At 57.7% G+C, this 18090-nt stretch carries 16 protein-coding genes and 1 pseudogene; 7 read left to right on the top strand and 10 right to left on the bottom strand.

The window, feature by feature from the left end; all coding sequences use genetic code 11:
• Positions 1 to 743: 743 nt before the first annotated feature.
• Together ACYPXD_RS09895 and ACYPXD_RS09890 are read left to right on the top strand one after the other, a co-directional pair.
• The gene (locus ACYPXD_RS09895) at positions 744 to 1706 is read left to right on the top strand and encodes a helix-turn-helix domain-containing protein (RefSeq protein ID WP_459710313.1); all 963 of its coding nucleotides are present in this window, start codon (positions 744 to 746) and stop codon (positions 1704 to 1706) included.
• Between the two features lie 308 nt (positions 1707 to 2014).
• Positions 2015 to 2968 carry a helix-turn-helix domain-containing protein gene (locus ACYPXD_RS09890; protein WP_459710310.1) on the top strand — a complete coding sequence of 318 codons (954 nt, stop codon included), beginning with the start codon at positions 2015 to 2017 and terminating at the stop codon, positions 2966 to 2968.
• Between the two features lie 135 nt (positions 2969 to 3103).
• Here ACYPXD_RS09890 and ACYPXD_RS09885 read toward each other — a convergent pair whose 3' ends face one another.
• Together ACYPXD_RS09885 and ACYPXD_RS09880 are read right to left on the bottom strand one after the other, a co-directional pair.
• Positions 3104 to 3481 (bottom strand): c-type cytochrome, encoded by a 378-nt coding sequence (locus ACYPXD_RS09885; protein ID WP_459710308.1) that lies wholly within the window; start codon positions 3479 to 3481, stop codon positions 3104 to 3106.
• 54 nt (positions 3482 to 3535) lie between these two features.
• Positions 3536 to 4480, bottom strand: a complete 945-nt coding sequence (locus ACYPXD_RS09880; protein WP_459710305.1) for a metallophosphoesterase family protein — start codon at positions 4478 to 4480, stop codon at positions 3536 to 3538.
• 382 nt (positions 4481 to 4862) lie between these two features.
• Between ACYPXD_RS09880 and ACYPXD_RS09875 the strand changes: the two genes are divergently transcribed.
• Positions 4863 to 6428: an MFS transporter gene (locus tag ACYPXD_RS09875; RefSeq protein ID WP_459710303.1), complete on the top strand. Its 1566-nt coding sequence runs from the start codon at positions 4863 to 4865 to the stop codon at positions 6426 to 6428.
• Between the two features lie 288 nt (positions 6429 to 6716).
• Here ACYPXD_RS09875 and ACYPXD_RS09870 read toward each other — a convergent pair whose 3' ends face one another.
• The 5 genes and pseudogenes from ACYPXD_RS09870 to ACYPXD_RS09850 form a co-directional block, all read right to left on the bottom strand.
• A complete protein-coding gene (locus ACYPXD_RS09870) occupies positions 6717 to 7502 on the bottom strand; it encodes an anti-sigma factor family protein (RefSeq protein WP_459710301.1) in 786 nt (261 codons plus the stop codon).
• Positions 7502 to 8041 (bottom strand): sigma-70 family RNA polymerase sigma factor, encoded by a 540-nt coding sequence (locus ACYPXD_RS09865; protein ID WP_459710299.1) that lies wholly within the window; start codon positions 8039 to 8041, stop codon positions 7502 to 7504. Before ACYPXD_RS09865 ends, ACYPXD_RS09870 begins: the two co-directional genes overlap by 1 nt.
• 340 nt (positions 8042 to 8381) lie before the next feature.
• Positions 8382 to 8657, bottom strand: coding sequence for an anti-sigma factor family protein (locus ACYPXD_RS09860; protein WP_459710297.1), 276 nt, complete (start codon positions 8655 to 8657; stop codon positions 8382 to 8384).
• 69 nt (positions 8658 to 8726) lie between these two features.
• Positions 8727 to 9140 (bottom strand): hypothetical protein, encoded by a 414-nt coding sequence (locus ACYPXD_RS09855; RefSeq protein ID WP_459710295.1) that lies wholly within the window; start codon positions 9138 to 9140, stop codon positions 8727 to 8729.
• A 222-nt stretch (positions 9141 to 9362) separates the two neighbouring features.
• Positions 9363 to 10530, bottom strand: a pseudogene (locus ACYPXD_RS09850) (porin).
• A gap of 291 nt (positions 10531 to 10821) precedes the next feature.
• On the opposite strand from ACYPXD_RS09850, the gene ACYPXD_RS09845 reads away from it, so the two are divergent.
• Together ACYPXD_RS09845 and ACYPXD_RS09840 are read left to right on the top strand one after the other, a co-directional pair.
• Positions 10822 to 11064 carry a DUF4148 domain-containing protein gene (locus ACYPXD_RS09845; RefSeq protein WP_459710293.1) on the top strand — a complete coding sequence of 81 codons (243 nt, stop codon included), beginning with the start codon at positions 10822 to 10824 and terminating at the stop codon, positions 11062 to 11064.
• 216 nt (positions 11065 to 11280) lie between these two features.
• Complete coding sequence (locus tag ACYPXD_RS09840) at positions 11281 to 11835, top strand: cytochrome b (RefSeq protein WP_459710291.1); 555 nt, start codon at positions 11281 to 11283, stop codon at positions 11833 to 11835.
• A gap of 223 nt (positions 11836 to 12058) precedes the next feature.
• Here ACYPXD_RS09840 and ACYPXD_RS09835 read toward each other — a convergent pair whose 3' ends face one another.
• The 3 genes from ACYPXD_RS09835 to ACYPXD_RS09825 form a co-directional block, all read right to left on the bottom strand.
• Positions 12059 to 13546, bottom strand: coding sequence for a glycosyltransferase family 2 protein (locus ACYPXD_RS09835; protein ID WP_459710288.1), 1488 nt, complete (start codon positions 13544 to 13546; stop codon positions 12059 to 12061).
• Positions 13547 to 13791: 245 nt separating this feature from the next.
• Positions 13792 to 14559 (bottom strand): glutamine amidotransferase, encoded by a 768-nt coding sequence (locus tag ACYPXD_RS09830; RefSeq protein WP_459710286.1) that lies wholly within the window; start codon positions 14557 to 14559, stop codon positions 13792 to 13794.
• The gene (locus tag ACYPXD_RS09825) at positions 14556 to 15695 is read right to left on the bottom strand and encodes a phosphotriesterase family protein (protein WP_459710284.1); all 1140 of its coding nucleotides are present in this window, start codon (positions 15693 to 15695) and stop codon (positions 14556 to 14558) included. Before ACYPXD_RS09825 ends, ACYPXD_RS09830 begins: the two co-directional genes overlap by 4 nt.
• A 328-nt stretch (positions 15696 to 16023) precedes the next feature.
• Between ACYPXD_RS09825 and ACYPXD_RS09820 the strand changes: the two genes are divergently transcribed.
• Positions 16024 to 17049 carry a LacI family DNA-binding transcriptional regulator gene (locus ACYPXD_RS09820; RefSeq protein ID WP_459710282.1) on the top strand — a complete coding sequence of 342 codons (1026 nt, stop codon included), beginning with the start codon at positions 16024 to 16026 and terminating at the stop codon, positions 17047 to 17049.
• Between the two features lie 96 nt (positions 17050 to 17145).
• The gene (locus tag ACYPXD_RS09815) at positions 17146 to 18090 is read left to right on the top strand and encodes an ABC transporter substrate-binding protein (protein ID WP_459710280.1); all 945 of its coding nucleotides are present in this window, start codon (positions 17146 to 17148) and stop codon (positions 18088 to 18090) included.

Raw genomic sequence — 18090 nt, 5'->3', positions numbered from 1 at the left:
CCGGCACAAGCTCAATGAAGACAAATGCCACTTGCCTCGAAAGTTCAGGCGGGGTGCGGCGTCACCAACCTAACGGTGTCCACGTGTCCTGAGTGACAGCGGCAACTCCACGCACAATCCAAAGCTCGAATGACTCTCACGGTATACGAGACAAACAGGTTCCGGAACTGTACGTTTCAACAACGAAAATGTCGGCGGCGACAGGGCGAATCAAAATCGGTTGAACCGATTTAGCAATTGGCTAACAGCTTGATCCAACGTTAAGCGAAGCGCGCTGATCATTGCTATTAATACTTCGATCGTGCCTGTGATAGTGCACATTTCGTTTGCGCATTCGTCCAGTACTCACGTACGCCAATTTATGCTCAGATAGTGCTCTAACTCAAACTCCATGGGGGAGCGGCCCGCCGTAAGTCCGACGCAAGAGTCTGATTTACGCTGTCGTGGGACGGATTGTGAGACATGCGAGAAAGCGATGGACACACTGTACGCAAGCCGAAAGCACGATGCCGCTGACCGCGCTGCGGCGGCACGCAATGCGCCTTTCGCCTCGTGAGTCGGTGTGAACTTGTCAGAGGCCTCGATCCAGATTTTCAAGGGGATACCGATGTCGGCAGTGCGTGATGCAGCGGCGGCTCGGAACTTGATTCCGAGCCATCACAGCCGCTACGATTCGAATATGCTGGAGCCTGCCGCGCGTTCCGGAAGGAGCGTATTTATACAACTACCCAGCGCTCGCCGGCATGAGCGGGCGTGACCGTTCTGATCTTCCCGAGCGTTTGCTGGTTGCCTTCGAGGATAGGTGGCGTGTGCCGCCGCAGTCCGAACCCGCGGCGGCCACAGTTGATAGCGCTGACACACGCACGCCGCCAGAAGCAAGTGCCGGCGAGGTGATCGCATCGCGTTGGACGTTGCAGCGGTCGAACGACGTCGAGCATGCGAGGACGAGCGCCGCAGACGAATACACGGTGGGCATTGCGCTCAAATCAACTCATGTTCATTTTCGTTCAGACTCCGTTAATTTTAATGGACAGATCTTCCCCGGCTCGACGCAAGTAACAGCTCCGGGCGAAAGCGCGAAGGCTGTTTTTCCTGGCGGGTGCGATGTGATTCATTTGTTCGTTCAGCGGAGCATGCTGCAACGGCACTACGAGGAAACGTTCGGCCATCCGTTCGCAGGTGAAATCATGAGCGCAACGCAACCGGTGCGCGTGTCGGCGATAGAACGACTTGCCAAAATGCTTGTCGAAGTACAGCGAGAGAATCTGGCCTTCGCATCGCTTTACGTCGATAGCGTTTGCACCGCAATCGTCGCACGGCTGCTCGAGACTCATTTCTCCCGGCCCGCGTTGCTGCCGGCGTCACGCGAGTCAACCCTGCCAGGGTGGCGATTGCGTCGTGCGACGGAGTTTATAGACGCGCACCTGTCTGAACCCGTACGACTCCTGGACATCGCGTCGAGCGTTGGTCTTTCGCGCATGCATTTTGCCGCGCAGTTTCGCCGCGCGACAGGCTATTCGCCTCATACTTTTCTGTTGCGTCGCCGCGTTGAGCGCGCGCAGCACCTCTTGAGGCACTCGGACATGACAATGCTCGATATCGCAATTGACTGTGGCTTTCGTAGCCAATCGCATTTCACGACAGTATTCGGACGAGTTGTTGGCGATACTCCGAGGATCTGGCGTCTCAAGACATGGCTTGCTTAGGCGGAGGCCTAAGAAAAAACTTCGCGTCGTAAAAGCGCTGCAGCAGGAGCGCGATTGCCCAACGGTAGATAGGAGTGTGGTGCCAGCACCTGCCATTCACCCGACCGCTTTATGGTAGAACGGTTAAAAACGAGCGCCATTTCGTGGGCTGTTCTGCTAGTCTCGATCGTATTTGAGCAAATCCTCAATCCGAAAATCTGTCGTCGCGGGCCTTCATTCCTGCTTCATCGGCCGAACGGGACATCGAAATCGCGCACCGTGTAGTTTTTCATTTGCAAGATGGGACCATCGAACGCCGGAAGCAAAGTATGGATACCGATAACAGATTTTATACCTGGAATGGTACGTCAGTAGATCATCGCGAATGGGTCAACGAGCTGTCGATTCACGGCTGGAAATGTCGCCTCGACGGTTCGCACTTCGGCCCCTCGGCGATGCATATTGCACGCGCGGGACAGGCGATCGTCTCGAACGTCAAGGCAGCATGGTTCGCAGTATCGCCGGGTTCGCCCCATCCCAGTGCAGCCTGGAACGAGGAGCGTCTAATCGTGCAGGTGGTGAACAGTGGCGCGCTGTTCGTCGGACAACACGGGCAAACGACGAGGTTCGGACCCGGGGACGTTGCGGTCCTCGACCCACAGCGTACGTTCACGGAGTCGTTTCGCGATACGACGCATATGTCGGTGCTAAGTATTCCGAAGTCCTCCCTGCGCGAGCGAGGATTACGCGACAGTTTGCCGATGTTCTTGCGCCCGAATCCCGCTTTGGCGGACGTCGATGCGGTACGCGGACTGGTGCTCCATCTGGCTTCGTTATCGGGTAAGGTTAGCGAGACGATGCTGTCGCGGCTCGGCGAGCAGTGCATTGACTTAATGGACGTGCTTATCAATCACTATGACAAACCATCGTTGCGACCAATGGGCTCGGCTAACGTGTTGCTCGCGAAACGACTGATCGCGCGACATATAGGCGACATCGATCTGAATGCCGAGCGGATAGCGGCCGAACTGAATATGTCGAAAAGCAGTCTTGAACGTGCGTTGCGGGCCAACGGCCTGTCGGTGATGAGCTATGTGTGGTCGTTACGTCTTGAGCGAGCTGCGCAGCGATTGCTTGTCGACACGTCGCATGGCGCGATAAAGCGAATCGCATTTGAATGCGGCTTTTCGAACCACGCCCACTTTAGCCGTGCGTTCAAAGCTCGTTACGGCATGACACCACGTGAGTATGCGGCAGAACATAGCGTTGCAGCGAATGGCTGAAATTCAGCCAGTAGCGAGCTGGCGATATTCTCGCTTCCAACGATCCGTTGCACAGAACATCGTTGAGCGCGGCGGAAAGATGGAAGGGGCATGCTGCGCGGCACGCGAGGCGCGCGCCGTTAGGATAGTGCATCTCTACTTCTGCGTGGCAAGGTAGGCGATGATGTCCGCGCGAGTCTTCGGATCCCCCACCGAGAAGAACATCTTCGTTCCTGGCACCAGCTTCTGCGGGCCTTGCAGCCAACGGTCGATCATCTCAGGTGTCCAGACAATGCCCGAGTTTTTCAGCGCGGTGGAGTACGAGAATCCCGGTACGGACCCCGCCTTGCGTCCTACGACGCCGCGGTGCGCAGGTCCGACGTCGTTATCGTCGATGGAATGGCACGACATGCACGCCCCGTAGGCGATCTTGCCTGCAACCGGATCGCCTGCCGCTACCGCACGCACGGCGACGCTGAGCGTCGCCGACACGAACAATACGGCTAAGGAGGCGTTCAAAATAGACCTGCTCATATACGTCTTTCTCCAGTGTGGAATGGCCGAATACAGCCATCGGCCGGTTGCTTTTCAGGCAAGGGTTGTATCGGTCAGCGTCGCTTTGGCAGGTGTCAGCGCGATCTTCACGTCCGTCACGCCCAGCATTTTCGGAAGTTGGGCAGCCGGGACGGTCAGTGGTACAGGACCGGGGCCGTTGCCGGCGGTCGGTTGAGGGTAGGCTGTCGATCGCGCAGTGTGGAACGTCATGTTCCCTTCCACTTTCGAGACGATTTGATGGATATGGCCGTTCAGGACCGTGACGGAGCCAAAGCGCTTCAGGTAGCTCATCGCCTGGTCCGCGTCGCCGGTGCCCCAACCCCATGGCTGGTAAATCGTCCACAACGGCATATGGGCGAAAACGACGATCGGCGTACTTGATGAGCGGCCCGCCAGATCCGCCTTCAGCCAGTCCAATTGATCGTTACCAAGTGCGCCCAGGCCTTCCGGCTGAAAATTCATGACGTTATTCAGCGCGATAAAGTGGACGCCCTGATGATCGAAGCTGTAATAGCCTTTATTGGCAGACGCCTGGCCGAAGCGGTTGAAGTATTCCATGCCGGTGCCGTCCGTCACATCGTGTTCGCCCGGAACGGTATGCAATTCGGTAATTTGCAGTCGCGACAATAACTGCGATGCGTCGTCGAACTGTTGCGGCTTGGACAAGTGGGTGATGTCTCCCGTATGAATCGTGAGAGACGGCTTGACCGGCATGGCGTTGACATAGTCGATCGTCTGCGTCAGCGTGCCGGCGACGTCCGGATTGGCTTCCTTGTTGAAGCCGATGTGAGTGTCGCTGATCTGCAGGAACAAGGGCGTCCCTTGCGCGGCGGCATGCCCCTTGTTGCCGGCGGCCAACGCGACGTCTACGGGCGAAAGCACCCCGCCAGCCAGGACAAACAGCGTCCCTGCGCCGCCGAAGGCGAGACATTTCAAGGCATTGCGACGGGTAGGATCAAATGGAAGTTTGGATGACATATCGTCCTCGCGAGTAGCTACAGGAAGTGGTCCACCGGCGTATCCGGCGATTTCGTACCAGGTTCATGCAGCAAGACTCCGAGGTCACGCGATTTATTCCCGATATCGACGTTGGCGCGGGCTTTCGGTCATACCGACCGCACCCGGCGGCACCGGCTTATGACGCACGAACGCAATGTGCAGGCAGCGGCTAATCGTGAGAGATTTTTCTCGAGAGTGGGAATAACCGCGAGAAAAGCGAGGTCTACCCGATGTTTGGCGAGCGGTGAGAGCAGCAATCGAACATGGCTTTACGCCTTCGAACGCAGCAATCGCCAGTGTCGCATCGCAACCAATGCCGAAGACAGTCATTGCCATGTCGAAGCCATCCTAAGGATCTCCGATGAACGCGCTCTCCACCACCGATGAGGGATATCGGCCGACGCGGCCGTTCCGCGAATCATTGTTTGCGATGTTCGGTATGGCGCTCGTGGCCATTCTGGTCGCGCAGGACCAGACAATCGTCGGAACCGCATTGCCTCAGATCATTAGAGACCTTGGGAAATTCGATCTGTACGCGTGGGTTGCAACTTCATATATGCTGACATCGGTCATCGCGATTCCTTTGTTTGGTCGACTAGGAGACCTTGTCGGCAGGAAGATGCTCCTTCTTGCGGCGATCGTTCTCTTTACCGTGACCTCGCTATTGTGTGGACTCGCGAATAGCATGCTTCAACTCGTAATTGCCCGAGGACTGCAAGGCTTGGGTGGCGGTATCATGACCGGGACGATCTTCGCGACGGTCGCCGACCTTTTCCCCCATCCTCCGTCCCGCCTGCGATGGCAGGTCATCGTCAGTTCCGCCTCCGGAGTCGGCAGCGTCATCGGACCGCTCCTTGGCGGCGTGCTCGCTCAATACTGCAACTGGCGGCTCGTGTTTTTTATCAACGTGCCAACCGGAATCGTGGCGCTTCTGTTTATCCATCGCTTCCTGCCTGACGTGCACTCCACGCGTCGTGCTGATATCTCTCGTGTCGACTGGTTTGGTGCTTGCGTTCTCGTTGTGGCTCTAGCCGCTGCACTCCTCCTGATCGAACTGGTTCCGGGAAAAGGCGCCACCAGTCTGACCGTGTCACTTGGATTGATCATTGCAATTGCCGGCTTCACACTGTGGATCTGGGAAATGCGGGTTGACCATCCGATCATACCGAAAGGCCTCTTTGCGGACCGCAGGCTCATCGCGCTCTTCATTGTGTCCGTGCTGGGCGGGTTTGGAACATTCGCCCTGCTGTTCAACGTTCCGCTGTTATTTCAAGGCGGATTCGGCATGTCCTCGTCTCACTCCGGCATGCTGATCACTCCACTCGTGGCCGGGGTGACGGTTGGCACCGCTTTGAATAACAGGATCATCGGCTGGGTCAAGCGAATCAACCTTACGATGAGCGCGGGGTTCGCCTTGTTCATCATCGCGTGTTTTTGCGTGGTCGCGATAACCGGCAAGATGCCTCATGTCGTGTGGATGACATGCATGGGTGTCGGTGGAGTGGGTCTCGGCCTGGTTGCATCCGGCCTATCTATTTTTTCGCATAACATCACTGCGCGCACCGAACTCGGTGCAACGATAGGGGCGCTGCAATCGCTTAGGACGCTCGGCGGAATGTTAGGCATATCGATGACCTGCTCGGTGTTAAATCACCTGTACACGGGCGACCTGCATAACCTGATTCACTCATACCAGACAACGCAATGGTTCAGGTCGCTCGCCAGTCCGACGCTAATGCCTGATCGCGTAGACCAAAATGTGCTTGTGAACCAGCTTGTCTTTACGGGTCATGCAGGCGACGTCATATTGGCATCGGCACGCCTCGCGCTTATCAGCGCGATTCATACCAGCCTCGTCCTTGCGGCCGGAGTAGCGCTCATTGGCCTTTGCCTTACATTGTTCGTTCCATCGGGGCGAAGCAGGTAGCCGAACGGACGCTGAGCGCACGATTGCCGGACAGTGCCATGGCCACGTCTTTCTAACGGCCGCGTCGCCCACTCCCGGTCCACTCCGGTCGACCGGACGAGCCTGAATCGGCCATCGAGAACCACGTCTTCTCCGGGGCGAGCGACCGTCATCTCAGGTTTAACGAGGCCGTCCGTTTATCGGGCTCATGCTCCAGCTCGATAAACGAATCGCCAAGAGCCGATGCGCTGAACGACATATCCAGGCATCGCCAAAGCTTTTTCGGATACCGTACCTCCTACCGGACGGTTAGGGCGATGCACGCGTTCGCAAGTCGTCCACGAAGCCGCTCAGTTCTTCTTCGCCAGCGTCTGTCACAGCCCAGAAATCCATTCCCGCAGCGTTCCAATGCGCAAGATGATAGCCGTCCCGCTCGGTGATTCGGGTGGACGATCTTGCATCGCTTCCTGGCCAGACATAGAGGTTGATGGGATGAAGCTTATAGCGATAGACCAAGACGGACACCGGCCTTCCATTGACGACATCCATTCGCCCGCCGACGAGCGCATACCCTTGCTGCGCGAGATCGACAACCGGCGGCGTGTAATCCAGCTTGCCGTTGAACCACGGCTTTACGGTGTGCCGATCGGTTGAAATCACATCGATAAGGTGATTTTCCTGCAACGAGCGAATATGGTTATCCAGCAGTTCGTGGGACAACCGACTCTCGCTGGAGGGGATAGACAGGTACAAGCCGGCACTTCCGCTCAGTGCGAGTGCCGAGATGGCGACCGCGCCAACCGGTGCCCATGCAAATGGGTTCGTTCTGCCGGGCAGACGAAACAGCTCACCCAACCGTCTCCACATCGATTTTTGCGTCGACAGGGCAGCGCTAATTCGCCGCGACAAGTCATCCGGGGTCTCGACCTGAAGATGTGCGTGCTTGAGACGAGAACGCGCAAGCTTCTGTTTCGCGAGTTGTTCCTGACAGAGCTGGCATCCCGCAAGATGATGTTCGAAGTCCAACGCCTCGGATAGGCCAAGCTCCTCATCGACATAGCCAGCTATCAGTTCAAACGCCCTTTCATGATCCATCAACACTCCTCATCCGTCGAAGCGAGAAGTTCAGCGAGTTGCTGGCGACCGCGCCCCAAGCGAGACATCACAGTGCCTATCGGTATGCCGACGATGGACGCAATCTCTTTATATGACAGCCCCTCCAACTCGCGCAAAACGAGTACTTCGCGAAATTCCAGTCGCAAACCTTGCAATGCCACGTGCACTTGCTTTTGACTCTGCCTTTGGATGAGCATCGCTTCCGGACCACGGTCGAAATTTTCGAAACCTGCCTCCAGACTATGCAGATCTTCTTCAAACATCGTGTTCTCGCGCATATGCACCTGGTTTTGTTGATGCCACGTATAGAAGGTATTCCTTACGATGCTTAGTAACCAGGAACGCGGATCCTCGTTGCGAAATCCTTCGAAGAACTTGAATGCCCGCAGGCACGCCTCCTGAACAATGTCTTTGGCGTCTTCGTCGTTGCGGGTCAACCATCGCGCAACGTTGAAAGCCGAGTTCATATGTGGCAAAACCAATCGTTCGAAGCGCTTTGCCACGACCGGGTCAATCATGCTGGATTTCCTCTCGAGTCTTCTTTCCATGGTCAAGGACAGAAGACTTCGAGTAAGTCGCTTTTATTCCCGGTAGCGATAAACGGTCGGTACCTGTCGAATTTAAAATATTGCCGGAGTCAGATTTATTTCGCTTTCGTTTTCAATCGTAAAACCGAGGTTATGCGGTTGCGGTGAGAATCGCGAATTAAACCGTAAAATTGCAGTATTGATCTGGATACCATAATGAATGATCTGCTATGTTTTCCGACTAGAACTTCCAGATTGGCGGTGGCGCGCAGAGTCCATTGGGCATCCAGTCCATCAATGCCTGTGCGGACGAGGGCGATCTGAAATCGGACTATTGATCGGGCCCTGTCGGTGAACTGACGCCTGTCCCGGTCAAGTTCAACGCCTGGTTCCTCGAGAGAGCCCGTATTCGCTCCGCCAGTTCCTCGGGCACCTCGACGCATAGATACGCGCTGCGCAGCCGCATATTTAAACCTTCATACACCGCATAGATCTCCTGGCAGCGCTTGCAGGTGGCAAGCTGGTATTCGACCCAGAAAGTCTCGACCGGCCCTAACTCTCGGTCAAGATAGCCTGACAACAGATCGCTTCTATGTGTGTGCCGCATAAATCCCCTGACTTATCGTAATTGACCGATAACAGAATGTTCATTTTTCGCGAGATAAATAGACTGATCTTAAAAAGGAAGGAAAGGTATATTGTGGAAAATGAAAAACGCCGGATTCAATGTAGTGGACTGCATAAGCTCCAACTTTATTCCTGACAAGTTAGCCGGAGTGTGCTGTGCGTTTTCACCAGTTGTGCTCAAAGCGTGGCATACGAATCCGGCAAGGCGCGTATCGAACGGTGCCAGGAGATCGAGGCTGTGCAAGAACGTGGGCGATCGCCTCGACTGAATCAACCGCTGGCGCGAGTGGCAAGGATGCGGCGATTCGTCGAAGTCGCGGACCGCAATCAGGTAACGCTGCTGCCGGAATATCCGGGTGATTTCAATTTCATCGGAAGACAATCCGATCAGAATTTCCGATGTATTCGTGGAAGAACTCGAACTGGCTTCCTTGGGGGCCGAAGGCTTCACGCCAGCAACCACGGGCTGTCGTTTGCACCGCCCTCTCCGGTGGTGGTCAATACCTACATCTGCGCTTGTTTACGGTGGAGCGTTGGCTAGCGGCGCCCTTCGAACGTCGAGAATACGGGGCGACACGTTGTAAATCGAAGTCTTCAATAAAGAACAAACGCACAAGGAGGCTGGAGATACGTCGATAGCCGCATCTCCAGCCATTACATCCCTTTATTCAAGGCAGGCGATCATTTAAAACTTGGTGCGCAGACCTATTCTGGCCACGGCTTGCTGCTGGTTCGACGAAGCCGACACGCCGTTTATATTCGCGACGGCGGCGGCTCCGGTTGAATTATGACCGTTGGCAGTCTGATAGATGACCGCGGAGTACACGTCCGTGCGCGTCGACAGGGAGTAATTGGCGCCGACCGCGTATTGGTTATAGTTGGCCCCTCCCACTGTGCTCGACACCTGGCTGCCGTGCGTGAAGTTATATGAAAGTCCCACGAGAAAGCGCGGCGTCAAATGATATTGAAAACTTGCTTCCGCGTTATTGAACGCAGCTGTCGTTCCCCCTAGCTGGGCGATACCGCCGAACCGTGTGTTGGAAAATGTTGCCCCGAGGGTCGCGGGCCCCAGCGCGTATGAGCCGCCCGCGCCTATCACCTGGTACAGCGCGGCAGTACGATAACCGCTGAAAACGGGCGTTCCGGTCAGTCCATTGGACGTGGCAGTGTCGGACGGATTACTACCAAATAAAGAGGATGCCGGATTCCTCGCGTTCAGGTAAGCGACTCCCAAAGACACCGGCCCTCGCGAATAGCCTGCTCCAAATGAATACACCTGGTTCGTCGCAACCGACCCTGGCACGCCCCCAAAGCTATACACGCCCCCGAACGTCAATCCCGCGTAATTTGGGCTCAGGAATTTGACTGCATTATTAGTGCGACGGGTGTTGTTGAAGTTGTCCAGGTCGCCCGGATGAGCGGCATGTGCGGTACCGAGGCTCGAATCCGCGAACTCCAGGCCACCGACATAATCGACAACGCTATCGTACTGACGGCCTAGCGTCACCGTGCCGAAATCCCTGCTTTTGATGCCGACGAACGCTTGTCGCCCGAACTCGTCGCCGCCTTGTGCAAGCTTTCCGCTATTCAGATCAAAGCCATTCTCTAGCGTAAATACCGCTGACAATCCTCCGCCGAGATCTTCGCTTCCTCGCAAACCCCAGCGCGTACCGTTCAAGCCATTGATCGCATCCAGCCCGAACTTGGAGTGGCCACCGTTTGTGCCCGCTACCGCTACATTGCTTACTGCCTCAAAGCCTTCGTCTATCAAGCCGTAGAGCCACGCTGCTTTGAGCATGTGCGGTTGCGGCCATAGGACACAAAATTGCAAATGCGAAATGGTGCTTTTTCATTGGATTTTTCCCGACATCAAGACTGCCCTGCGAGCAGTAGGTGCACTTTGGTCAACGTCAATTTGGAATGTGTCAGGGCGACCGCGTCCATGAATGAGGTGTGCATCATTCAGTTAGGCTGACGAACTCGTCCTGACTAGGTGCGTTTACCGATCCTGTCAAAGATATATTCCCCGCATCCACAAAATCGAACGCGTCGCGGGGAATCATTTCGAGCCTCGTCGGGAATATCTTGCGTGTGAATCGAGTCTACTCAGCGACGTCACGCATAATTTTTGACAGGAGTGTGAAATGAAAGTCTTTTCGATAGCTGCAGTCTGCTTGGGTTTTCTTGCCTCTACACATGTCTTTGCCCAGGGAAAAACTCGCGCCGAGGTCTACCAGGAGCTTGTCGAGGCCCGGAAAAACGGCCTCGACTATGTCACGGATACCTCATATCCCGACATCGACCCGATGTTCGCGCAGGAGGTTGCTCGCATGAAGCAGCAGCGTGTAGCACAGACCAAGGTAGACACGGGCGACCCGACGCACTAGCCAATCGGGGCAGCGACAGATCAGGGCACTGCAGCGTGTCTATATGGATAACTATGCATATGGATTTGTCGATGTGCTGGTGACCCTATCGCGACAGGGGCGAGCCTGCAGGCATATGCGCGGCAGGGCCCGTTGCTGGTTTGTTTATCGAGCGCCTGAAGCATCTACACGAGAAGCCCAAGGCAACTATTCTGCTTCTGAAAGGACCTTCCGCCCGTGCGTCGCCAAACGCTTCACTTCAGTTTTCTTGCTCGCGTGCTCCACTGGATGATGGCCGCGATGATTCTGTCAATGCTGGTTATGGGTCTGGATGAGAACCTGCTTTGGCTGCATGAGCCATTGGGTATTTCTATATTGGCTCTCGCATTCATTCGGATTTATGTGCGCTTGAACAGCGATGTTCCGGCGCTTCCGGAAGACATCCCGCTCGTTCAGCGTCGCGCAGCCCGAGCGTCTCACTTTGCGCTTTACGCAATGATGATCGTCATGCCGTTGGTCGGCTGGTCAATGATTTCCGCTGAGGGCCCGCCGATCATACTGATGGGTTGGCTGCATCTGCCATCGATCATGCCGCATGATATTCACCTATACCGAGCCCTCAGGAAGGCGCATCTGATCCTTGCAATGGTGTTGGCAGGAACGTTTGCCGTGCATTTTCTGGCCGCGATGTATCACGCGCTGGTCCGAAAGGATGGGGTTTTCTCCAGCATGGCCAGCGGTGGACGAAGCGCCGGCACGGCGTGGCCGCAAGCGACAAGGCGGCGACCTTGAGACATGCAGGAGACACGGGGACAGCAGATAGCGACGGCCTGCACGATGAAGTTCGTGTGTTACTGGCCGCGACCGTGTCGATGCCGCACGCCACCGACACTCGCGGCGACGCCATCGACCGCTGGTCGCTACATCCGGTGTTCGGGCCGATCCTGCTGGCCGTGTCCTGGGCCGCTTTCTCGATGTCGAATCGGGAGGGGTTCCCAACATCGAATGCACGCTGCTACGCAGATTCGCTCAAACCTGATTTCTTGAACGTACCGCTTGACTTAGGTACGGGCGCGTGCCGGGACAGCGCTTTTTCGCCGACAAATGCCATCGCTAGCGTGCACAGAAAACCCACACCCTGGAGCGCTACGATGATCGTCGTCAGGGCCGCATAGTCGAATCGATCAAAGGACGCGAAGGGAGCGAATGTTGCCGCTATGGCAAAACAGGCTATGGCAATCAACGTCTCGGTTCTGGATGAATGAAAGGCACGTACGAGGTTGCCTGACTTGGCGAACTTGTCGGTTCGGTGCCAGGTGAGCTTGAACTTGAAAAGCGGGACAAAGAACGCTTTTAGAAAAGTCCAACGAAGCGCTTCCTCCATCATCACGGCATAGAGAAAGGAAGTGGTGCGGTTTCCACCTAGACGCCTGACCTCTATCCACTTTTTCGCATAGGCCAGAAAGACACTGGCGACGACAACGGCCAGTACGCTTAGCGGTACATCGGTAGACTCGCCGCGCATGACCGCATTCACGGAAAACAGCACCATGACTAGAGCCATCAAGCTGCTGAGCACGGTAGGCAGATACTCGAAACTATGCTTGATTTCCAGCGCTTTTTGCGCGAAAGTCAGTCGGCGGCGCGTTTCGAGGCCGAGGTACAAGCGCCAATGCACCATGAACTGCTGAAGCGGTCCCCCGGACCAACGAAATTGCTGCTTCTTCACTCCTTCCATGGTTTCGGGAATCAGACCCTTACCCCATGTGTCCGCGAACACGTTACCTTTGTATCCTAACGCGTGGAGCCGGACCGCAAGTTCCGAGTCTTCCGTCAACGCCCATTCTGCCCACCCGCCCGCCTGTTCAAGCGCGCTTCGTCTGACGAGGCACATCGTACCCACGGTATAGGCCGCGTCATATTCGTTGGCGACAGGTTGGAACTGCTTGTGGCGCGGCATGCACTCGTAATAGGCACCAGACAGGAGCGGGTTGTTCCGCCACTGCCGGTAATCGTGGCTCGTCTGCACGAATGCCGTTGACGGGTCACAAAATAGCGGGACGAACCTGCCAAGGAAATCGGGGAGAAATGAAAATGCGCTAAGGAGTGTTCCGATCACCGCCAGCGCGAGCGCTAACGACAGGGCCGCATAGTATCCAATCCAGACAGACGTCGGCCAGTTACTACCCTGAACGCTCGCATGAACGAGGAATATTGCGCAAACCAGCAGGTAAAGCCGGCTCGCAAGAAGACCCGCACCGAATGATGTGAGATGCGGGAGAAATGCCCGCACGAGCACGGCGAACAGCAGGCTGGCCGCCAAAGGCAGTAGCAAATCATTGAGACTGCTGGTTACGTGCCAGGTCAGAGCCGCAGCAAGCAGTCCACCGGTCGCCCATATTGTTGCGGAAAGTAAATCTGCCTTCCACGGAATGGCGTGCCTCAGGATAAGCACTACGCCAGCTATTCCTATAAGGAATGCTCCAAAATATAGAGAGTCCATATTCGCCTCATCGGTTGATGGGTTCCAATCGTTGGCGAATCCAACGATATGTACGCTTGAGCGTACGTATCAACAATGAGCACGCAATGAGATGGGCATCCGCGTCGGGCGGGTAGCCGTACGGGAAGGGACGTTGTCGTCAGTCGCTTCACGCTGTTGACGAATTCCTCGCGCTTGATGCGCTTACGTTGCGCGAACACACAGCGCTGGCTGGCGTTGGCTTGGACGTCCCCAGGGCACGGCGGTTAGCGCAGCGGGCTCCCGCCTTGCGTCAACCAGTCGAAGCAGTTTCGCCACAGTCGCGCGTAACCGTTCCAGGAGGAGAACTCCGGCGGTAGCCAATGCACGGACATGTCGCTCGTCCACGCCAAGGTGCGGCCCGCACCGAATTCTCCGGCGGCGAGCAGCGGATGCTCCGTGCCGGGCACTCGTGCGATCAACATCGCGTCGGACTTGAGCTCCACTTCGTTGTAGCCGAGCAGGTGGGGCCATGGGCCATCGATGCCATGAAGCACTGGGTGATCCACCACGGGTTCGGGCGTGAAACCCTCCGGCACTTCAACGCGGTCGTCATACGGCAAGCAGCGCACCGGCAAGACGTCCTCGACCGGCGTGTGTCGAAAGCGTGCGCTGCCGTTGATGCCCTGGAAGCTCAGATAACCGCCGATCATCATGAGGCCGCCGCCCGCGGCGACGTAATCGCGCAGCAGTTTCAACCGGTTCGGCGTGCGCTGGCTTTTGATCCATGTGTCCGGATGCAGCAGCAGCGTGTTGGCGCCGATATCGGACAGGATGATCGCGTCCCACGCGCGAAGCGCTTCCGGTGTCGACGGGAAGTGCGTCTGCGCATCGTGGCTCGGCATATGCGTCACTTCGTAATCGCCATGCTCGAACAGCGCGAGAAACTGCTCCGCGCCGCTGTGGTGCGTGATCGATGAAAACTGATCGAAGCCCTTCGCATGCGTGGCCGTCGAGGTCCACGATTCACCGGCCAGCAAGACCTTCTTCTTCATTCGATATCCTTTGCAATGCGTGAGTGAGTGTGGCCGGCGCTCCTGCTCGCATGCCGCGAGAACACGCGAGCGGGATTTGTCACGAGCATCGTGTCGATCTGCTCGCCGGTTACGCCGTGGCGCTTGAGTCGCGGCACGAAGTGCTCGAGGATGTAGCCGTAGCCGAAGCCGCCGTAATGCGTGAGCATCATTTTGAGAAAGACGTCCTGCGACATCAGCAGCCGGTCGACGTAGCCCGCATCGATCAGTGCGCGAATCGCGCGCGCGTTTTCCTCGTCCGATGGCGACTGCGCGTCTTCGTCCGCGTAGTAGTAGTCCATGCCGATCATGTCGTATTCGAGCCATGCGCCGCGCTGTGCAAGCGCGTGCTGGTACTCGACATCCGCATGGCTCGGGTTCATATGGCACAGCACGGTGTGCCGCACATCCGCGCCTTCTTCTTCGACGATATCGAGCACGCAGTGACCGTGCCGGGCCCAGCCAGGCAAATGCACGGAAAGCGGCACGCCGGTCGCCGCGCTCGCGCGCGCGGCCGCGCGCAGCGACTTCGTTTCTTCGGCGGTGAATGCCGCCGACACGCCGATCTCGCCGATCAGTCCCGCCATCACCTCGGGTTTGCGTTCGAGCGCGCCCACCTCGAACATCAACTGTTCGGCGAGTTCGTCGATCGTCCGTTCGCGCACGTAGGCCGGATGCGAAGGCTCAAGATAAAACCCCGTCGACATCACGACATGCAGGCCCGTGCGGCGCGAGACCTGTTGCAACGCGATGGGATCGCGGCCGATGCCGATATTGGTCGGATCGACGACCGTCGCGCCGCCGCGCTCGCGAAACTTCATCAGTTCGTCGACGGCGAGATCCACGTCGACGAGCCGGCAATTATCGCGATTCATCAGCGGGTTCATGCGCAGCGCGCCGAGAATGCCGATGTGCACTTTCTGTTCGCCGATGTGACGTCCGGCGCAGCAGGACGGTGGCACCCACTTGTTCGATGCGTCGAGCAGGATGTGTTCGTGCATCAGCGTCACGCCCATCTGGTCGACCGGCACAGGGCCGCACACGGTCATCACATGGCCGCTGTCGATGCCGACCGGTAAAGCAGCGGTCGGTTGCGACGCGGATTGGGACTCGGTCATCAGTAGCCTCGCGCAGCGCGTCGAAGTAAAGCGCTTTACAGCGCAAGGTATGTCGATGTCGTCACCAATGTCAACTGGACAAAAAGATCGCGGTAAACGCCGATCATCGCGTCGATCACCATTTCAGTACCTATTTTGCGGGGCTTTTGACGCTTAATCGGTGGCCGTGTTCGGGAAAACACTAGCGCGCCATTTATTTGGAAGTGCTTGACACGCGAGATATGGCCACGTTCAATCAGCTCAAACGAAGGTAAAGCGCTTTACAAACGATGAGCGAATCGCATCCGGAAAGGCCGCGGTTCGAGGTCAGAACTTCAACGAGGCACGTGTGACGCAACGCCGTTTCGTACCCGGTCTGAAGGATGTTGCCCGCACGGCGGGCGTCTCGATGACGACCGTTTCGCGCTACCTGAACGCGGATCTCGTGCTGCCCGCCGACACGGCGCAGCGCATCGATGCGGCGATCCGGCAGCTCGGCTACGTGCCAAACCTGCATGCCCGCAGTCTCGGGCGGGGCCGCTCGGACACGGTGGGGCTCGTGATTCCCGACATCGCGAATCCATTCTTCGCGATGCTCGCCGCGGCGGTCGAGCAGGCGGCAGAAGCGAAGGGTCTCGGCGTATTGCTGAGCGCGACGTCGAACAGCGCGAATCGCGAACTGCAATACGTGACGCGCATGCGGCGCAACCAGGTGAGCGGTCTGCTGTTCGTGAGCGCGCATCACCACACGAGCGAGCTTGCGCAAGCGCTGAACGACACGCGCGGCCTCGTGCTGATCGACGAAGACATCCCCGGTGTGCAGTGCGCGAAAGTGCTGTGCGACAACTATCGCGGCGGGTGGCTGGCCGGCGAGCATCTGACCGGACACGGCCACCGGCGTATCGCTTTTATCGGCGGACCCTCGGAACTCGCGAGCACGCGCGAGCGCTTCGCCGGCTTGCGTGACGCGGCAGCAGCAGCGGGAGCCGAAATCGCGTTCGAACTGTATGGATCCTATTCGGCCGCGCAAGGCGAAGACGCCGCGCGTGCGCTACTGAGCGTCGGCCGGCCGCCGACGGCGGTATTCGTCTCGAGCGGCGAGATCGCGTTCGGGCTGCTCGATGCGCTTAACCGCGCGGGTGTGGCGGTGCCTGGGCGCCTGTCGCTCGTCGTGTTCGACGATGCGGGTCCGCTGCATCTGTTCAATCCGCCGCTGACGGCGATCCGTCAGCCGATCGCCGAAATGGGCACGCGCGCCGTCGATCTCGTGCTGGCCGCCTCGCATGGCGACGCCGCGCAGCCGGAAGTCCGTTTGCCGGTGGAACTCATCAAACGCGCATCGGTGGCGCCACCGTCGTCCGCTTCGTCCGCTTAGTCAGCTTAGTCCGCTTAGTCCGCTTCATTTGCTTGAACCTGCTTAAACCTGTTTAAACCGATCGAACCGCTTGTCCAACCTTCTCTGGAGAAGTCCATGAACAAGGCATTACGTATTGCGATCCTGTGTTGCGCTTTGCCGTTTGGCCTCGTTGCGCGCGCACAGGCCGCCGAGCCCCCGACGTACGCGCTCATTCTGATCAACCAGCAAGCTGTGTTCTTCAACCAGATGCGCAGCGGCGCCGAAGAGGAAGCGAAGAAACTCGGCGCGAAACTCGTCGTCTTCAATGCGAACGATGCATCGTCGGCGCAGGTGAACGCGATCGACGACTATATCCAGCAGAAGGTGGACGGTATCGCGATCGATGCGATCGACGTGAATGCGGTACGCGGCGCGCTGCGCAACGCAAGCACGGCGGGCATTCCGGTGGTCGGCGTCGATGCGGTGCTGCCGCCCGGACCGCAGAAGGCGCAGGTCGGTGTCGACAACGTGGTCGGCGCGAAACAGATGGCCACGCATTTCCTCGACTACGTGCAGAAGAATCTGCACGGCAGCGCGCAGGTCGGCGTGGTTGGCGCCCTCAGTTCGGTAATCCAGAACACGCGTCAGAAGGGTTTTGTCGATGCGCTCGCGGCCAATCCGAAGGTGAAGATCGTCGGTGTCGTCGATGGCCAGAATACGCAGGACGTGGCGTTGTCGGCGGCTGAAAACCTGCTGACCGCGAACCCGGATCTCGACGCGATCTACGCGACCGGCGAGCCCGCCATGCTCGGTGCAATCGCGGCAGTGCAGGCGCAGGGCCGCGCGGGCAAGGTCAAGGTGGTCGGCTGGGATCTCGCGCCCGAGGTGATTCGCGGCATCGAACGCGGCGTGGTGCTCGGCGTCGTGCAACAGGATCCGTCCGCCATGGGCCGTGCATCGGTCGATGCGCTCAACAACGCGCATCAGGGCAAGCCGGTGCAGGCCGTGGTGGCGACGCCGCTCACGATCGTCACCAAAGCGAACGTCGGCGCTTATCGCAGCCAGTTCGCGGCCAAGTAG

Source organism: Paraburkholderia sp. 2C (genome assembly GCF_054589215.1).
Note: the sequence above shows the minus strand (reverse complement) of the source record. Positions and strands in the feature narration are given on the sequence as shown.

What these genes read in the sequence shown, in the direction of transcription:
- ACYPXD_RS09875 (WP_459710303.1), top strand. Translation starts at nt 4,863, where the DNA reads ATGAACGCGCTCTCCACCACCGATGAGGGATATCGGCCGACGCGGCCG.
- ACYPXD_RS09870 (WP_459710301.1), bottom strand. Translation starts at nt 7,502, where the DNA reads ATGGATCATGAAAGGGCGTTTGAACTGATAGCTGGCTATGTCGATGAG.
- ACYPXD_RS09895 (WP_459710313.1), top strand. Translation starts at nt 744, where the DNA reads ATGAGCGGGCGTGACCGTTCTGATCTTCCCGAGCGTTTGCTGGTTGCC.
- ACYPXD_RS09815 (WP_459710280.1), top strand. Translation starts at nt 17,146, where the DNA reads ATGAACAAGGCATTACGTATTGCGATCCTGTGTTGCGCTTTGCCGTTT.
- ACYPXD_RS09830 (WP_459710286.1), bottom strand. Translation starts at nt 14,559, where the DNA reads ATGAAGAAGAAGGTCTTGCTGGCCGGTGAATCGTGGACCTCGACGGCC.
- ACYPXD_RS09865 (WP_459710299.1), bottom strand. Translation starts at nt 8,041, where the DNA reads ATGATTGACCCGGTCGTGGCAAAGCGCTTCGAACGATTGGTTTTGCCA.
- ACYPXD_RS09825 (WP_459710284.1), bottom strand. Translation starts at nt 15,695, where the DNA reads ATGACCGAGTCCCAATCCGCGTCGCAACCGACCGCTGCTTTACCGGTC.
- ACYPXD_RS09835 (WP_459710288.1), bottom strand. Translation starts at nt 13,546, where the DNA reads ATGGACTCTCTATATTTTGGAGCATTCCTTATAGGAATAGCTGGCGTA.
- ACYPXD_RS09860 (WP_459710297.1), bottom strand. Translation starts at nt 8,657, where the DNA reads ATGCGGCACACACATAGAAGCGATCTGTTGTCAGGCTATCTTGACCGA.
- ACYPXD_RS09845 (WP_459710293.1), top strand. Translation starts at nt 10,822, where the DNA reads ATGAAAGTCTTTTCGATAGCTGCAGTCTGCTTGGGTTTTCTTGCCTCT.
- ACYPXD_RS09880 (WP_459710305.1), bottom strand. Translation starts at nt 4,480, where the DNA reads ATGTCATCCAAACTTCCATTTGATCCTACCCGTCGCAATGCCTTGAAA.
- ACYPXD_RS09885 (WP_459710308.1), bottom strand. Translation starts at nt 3,481, where the DNA reads ATGAGCAGGTCTATTTTGAACGCCTCCTTAGCCGTATTGTTCGTGTCG.
- ACYPXD_RS09890 (WP_459710310.1), top strand. Translation starts at nt 2,015, where the DNA reads ATGGATACCGATAACAGATTTTATACCTGGAATGGTACGTCAGTAGAT.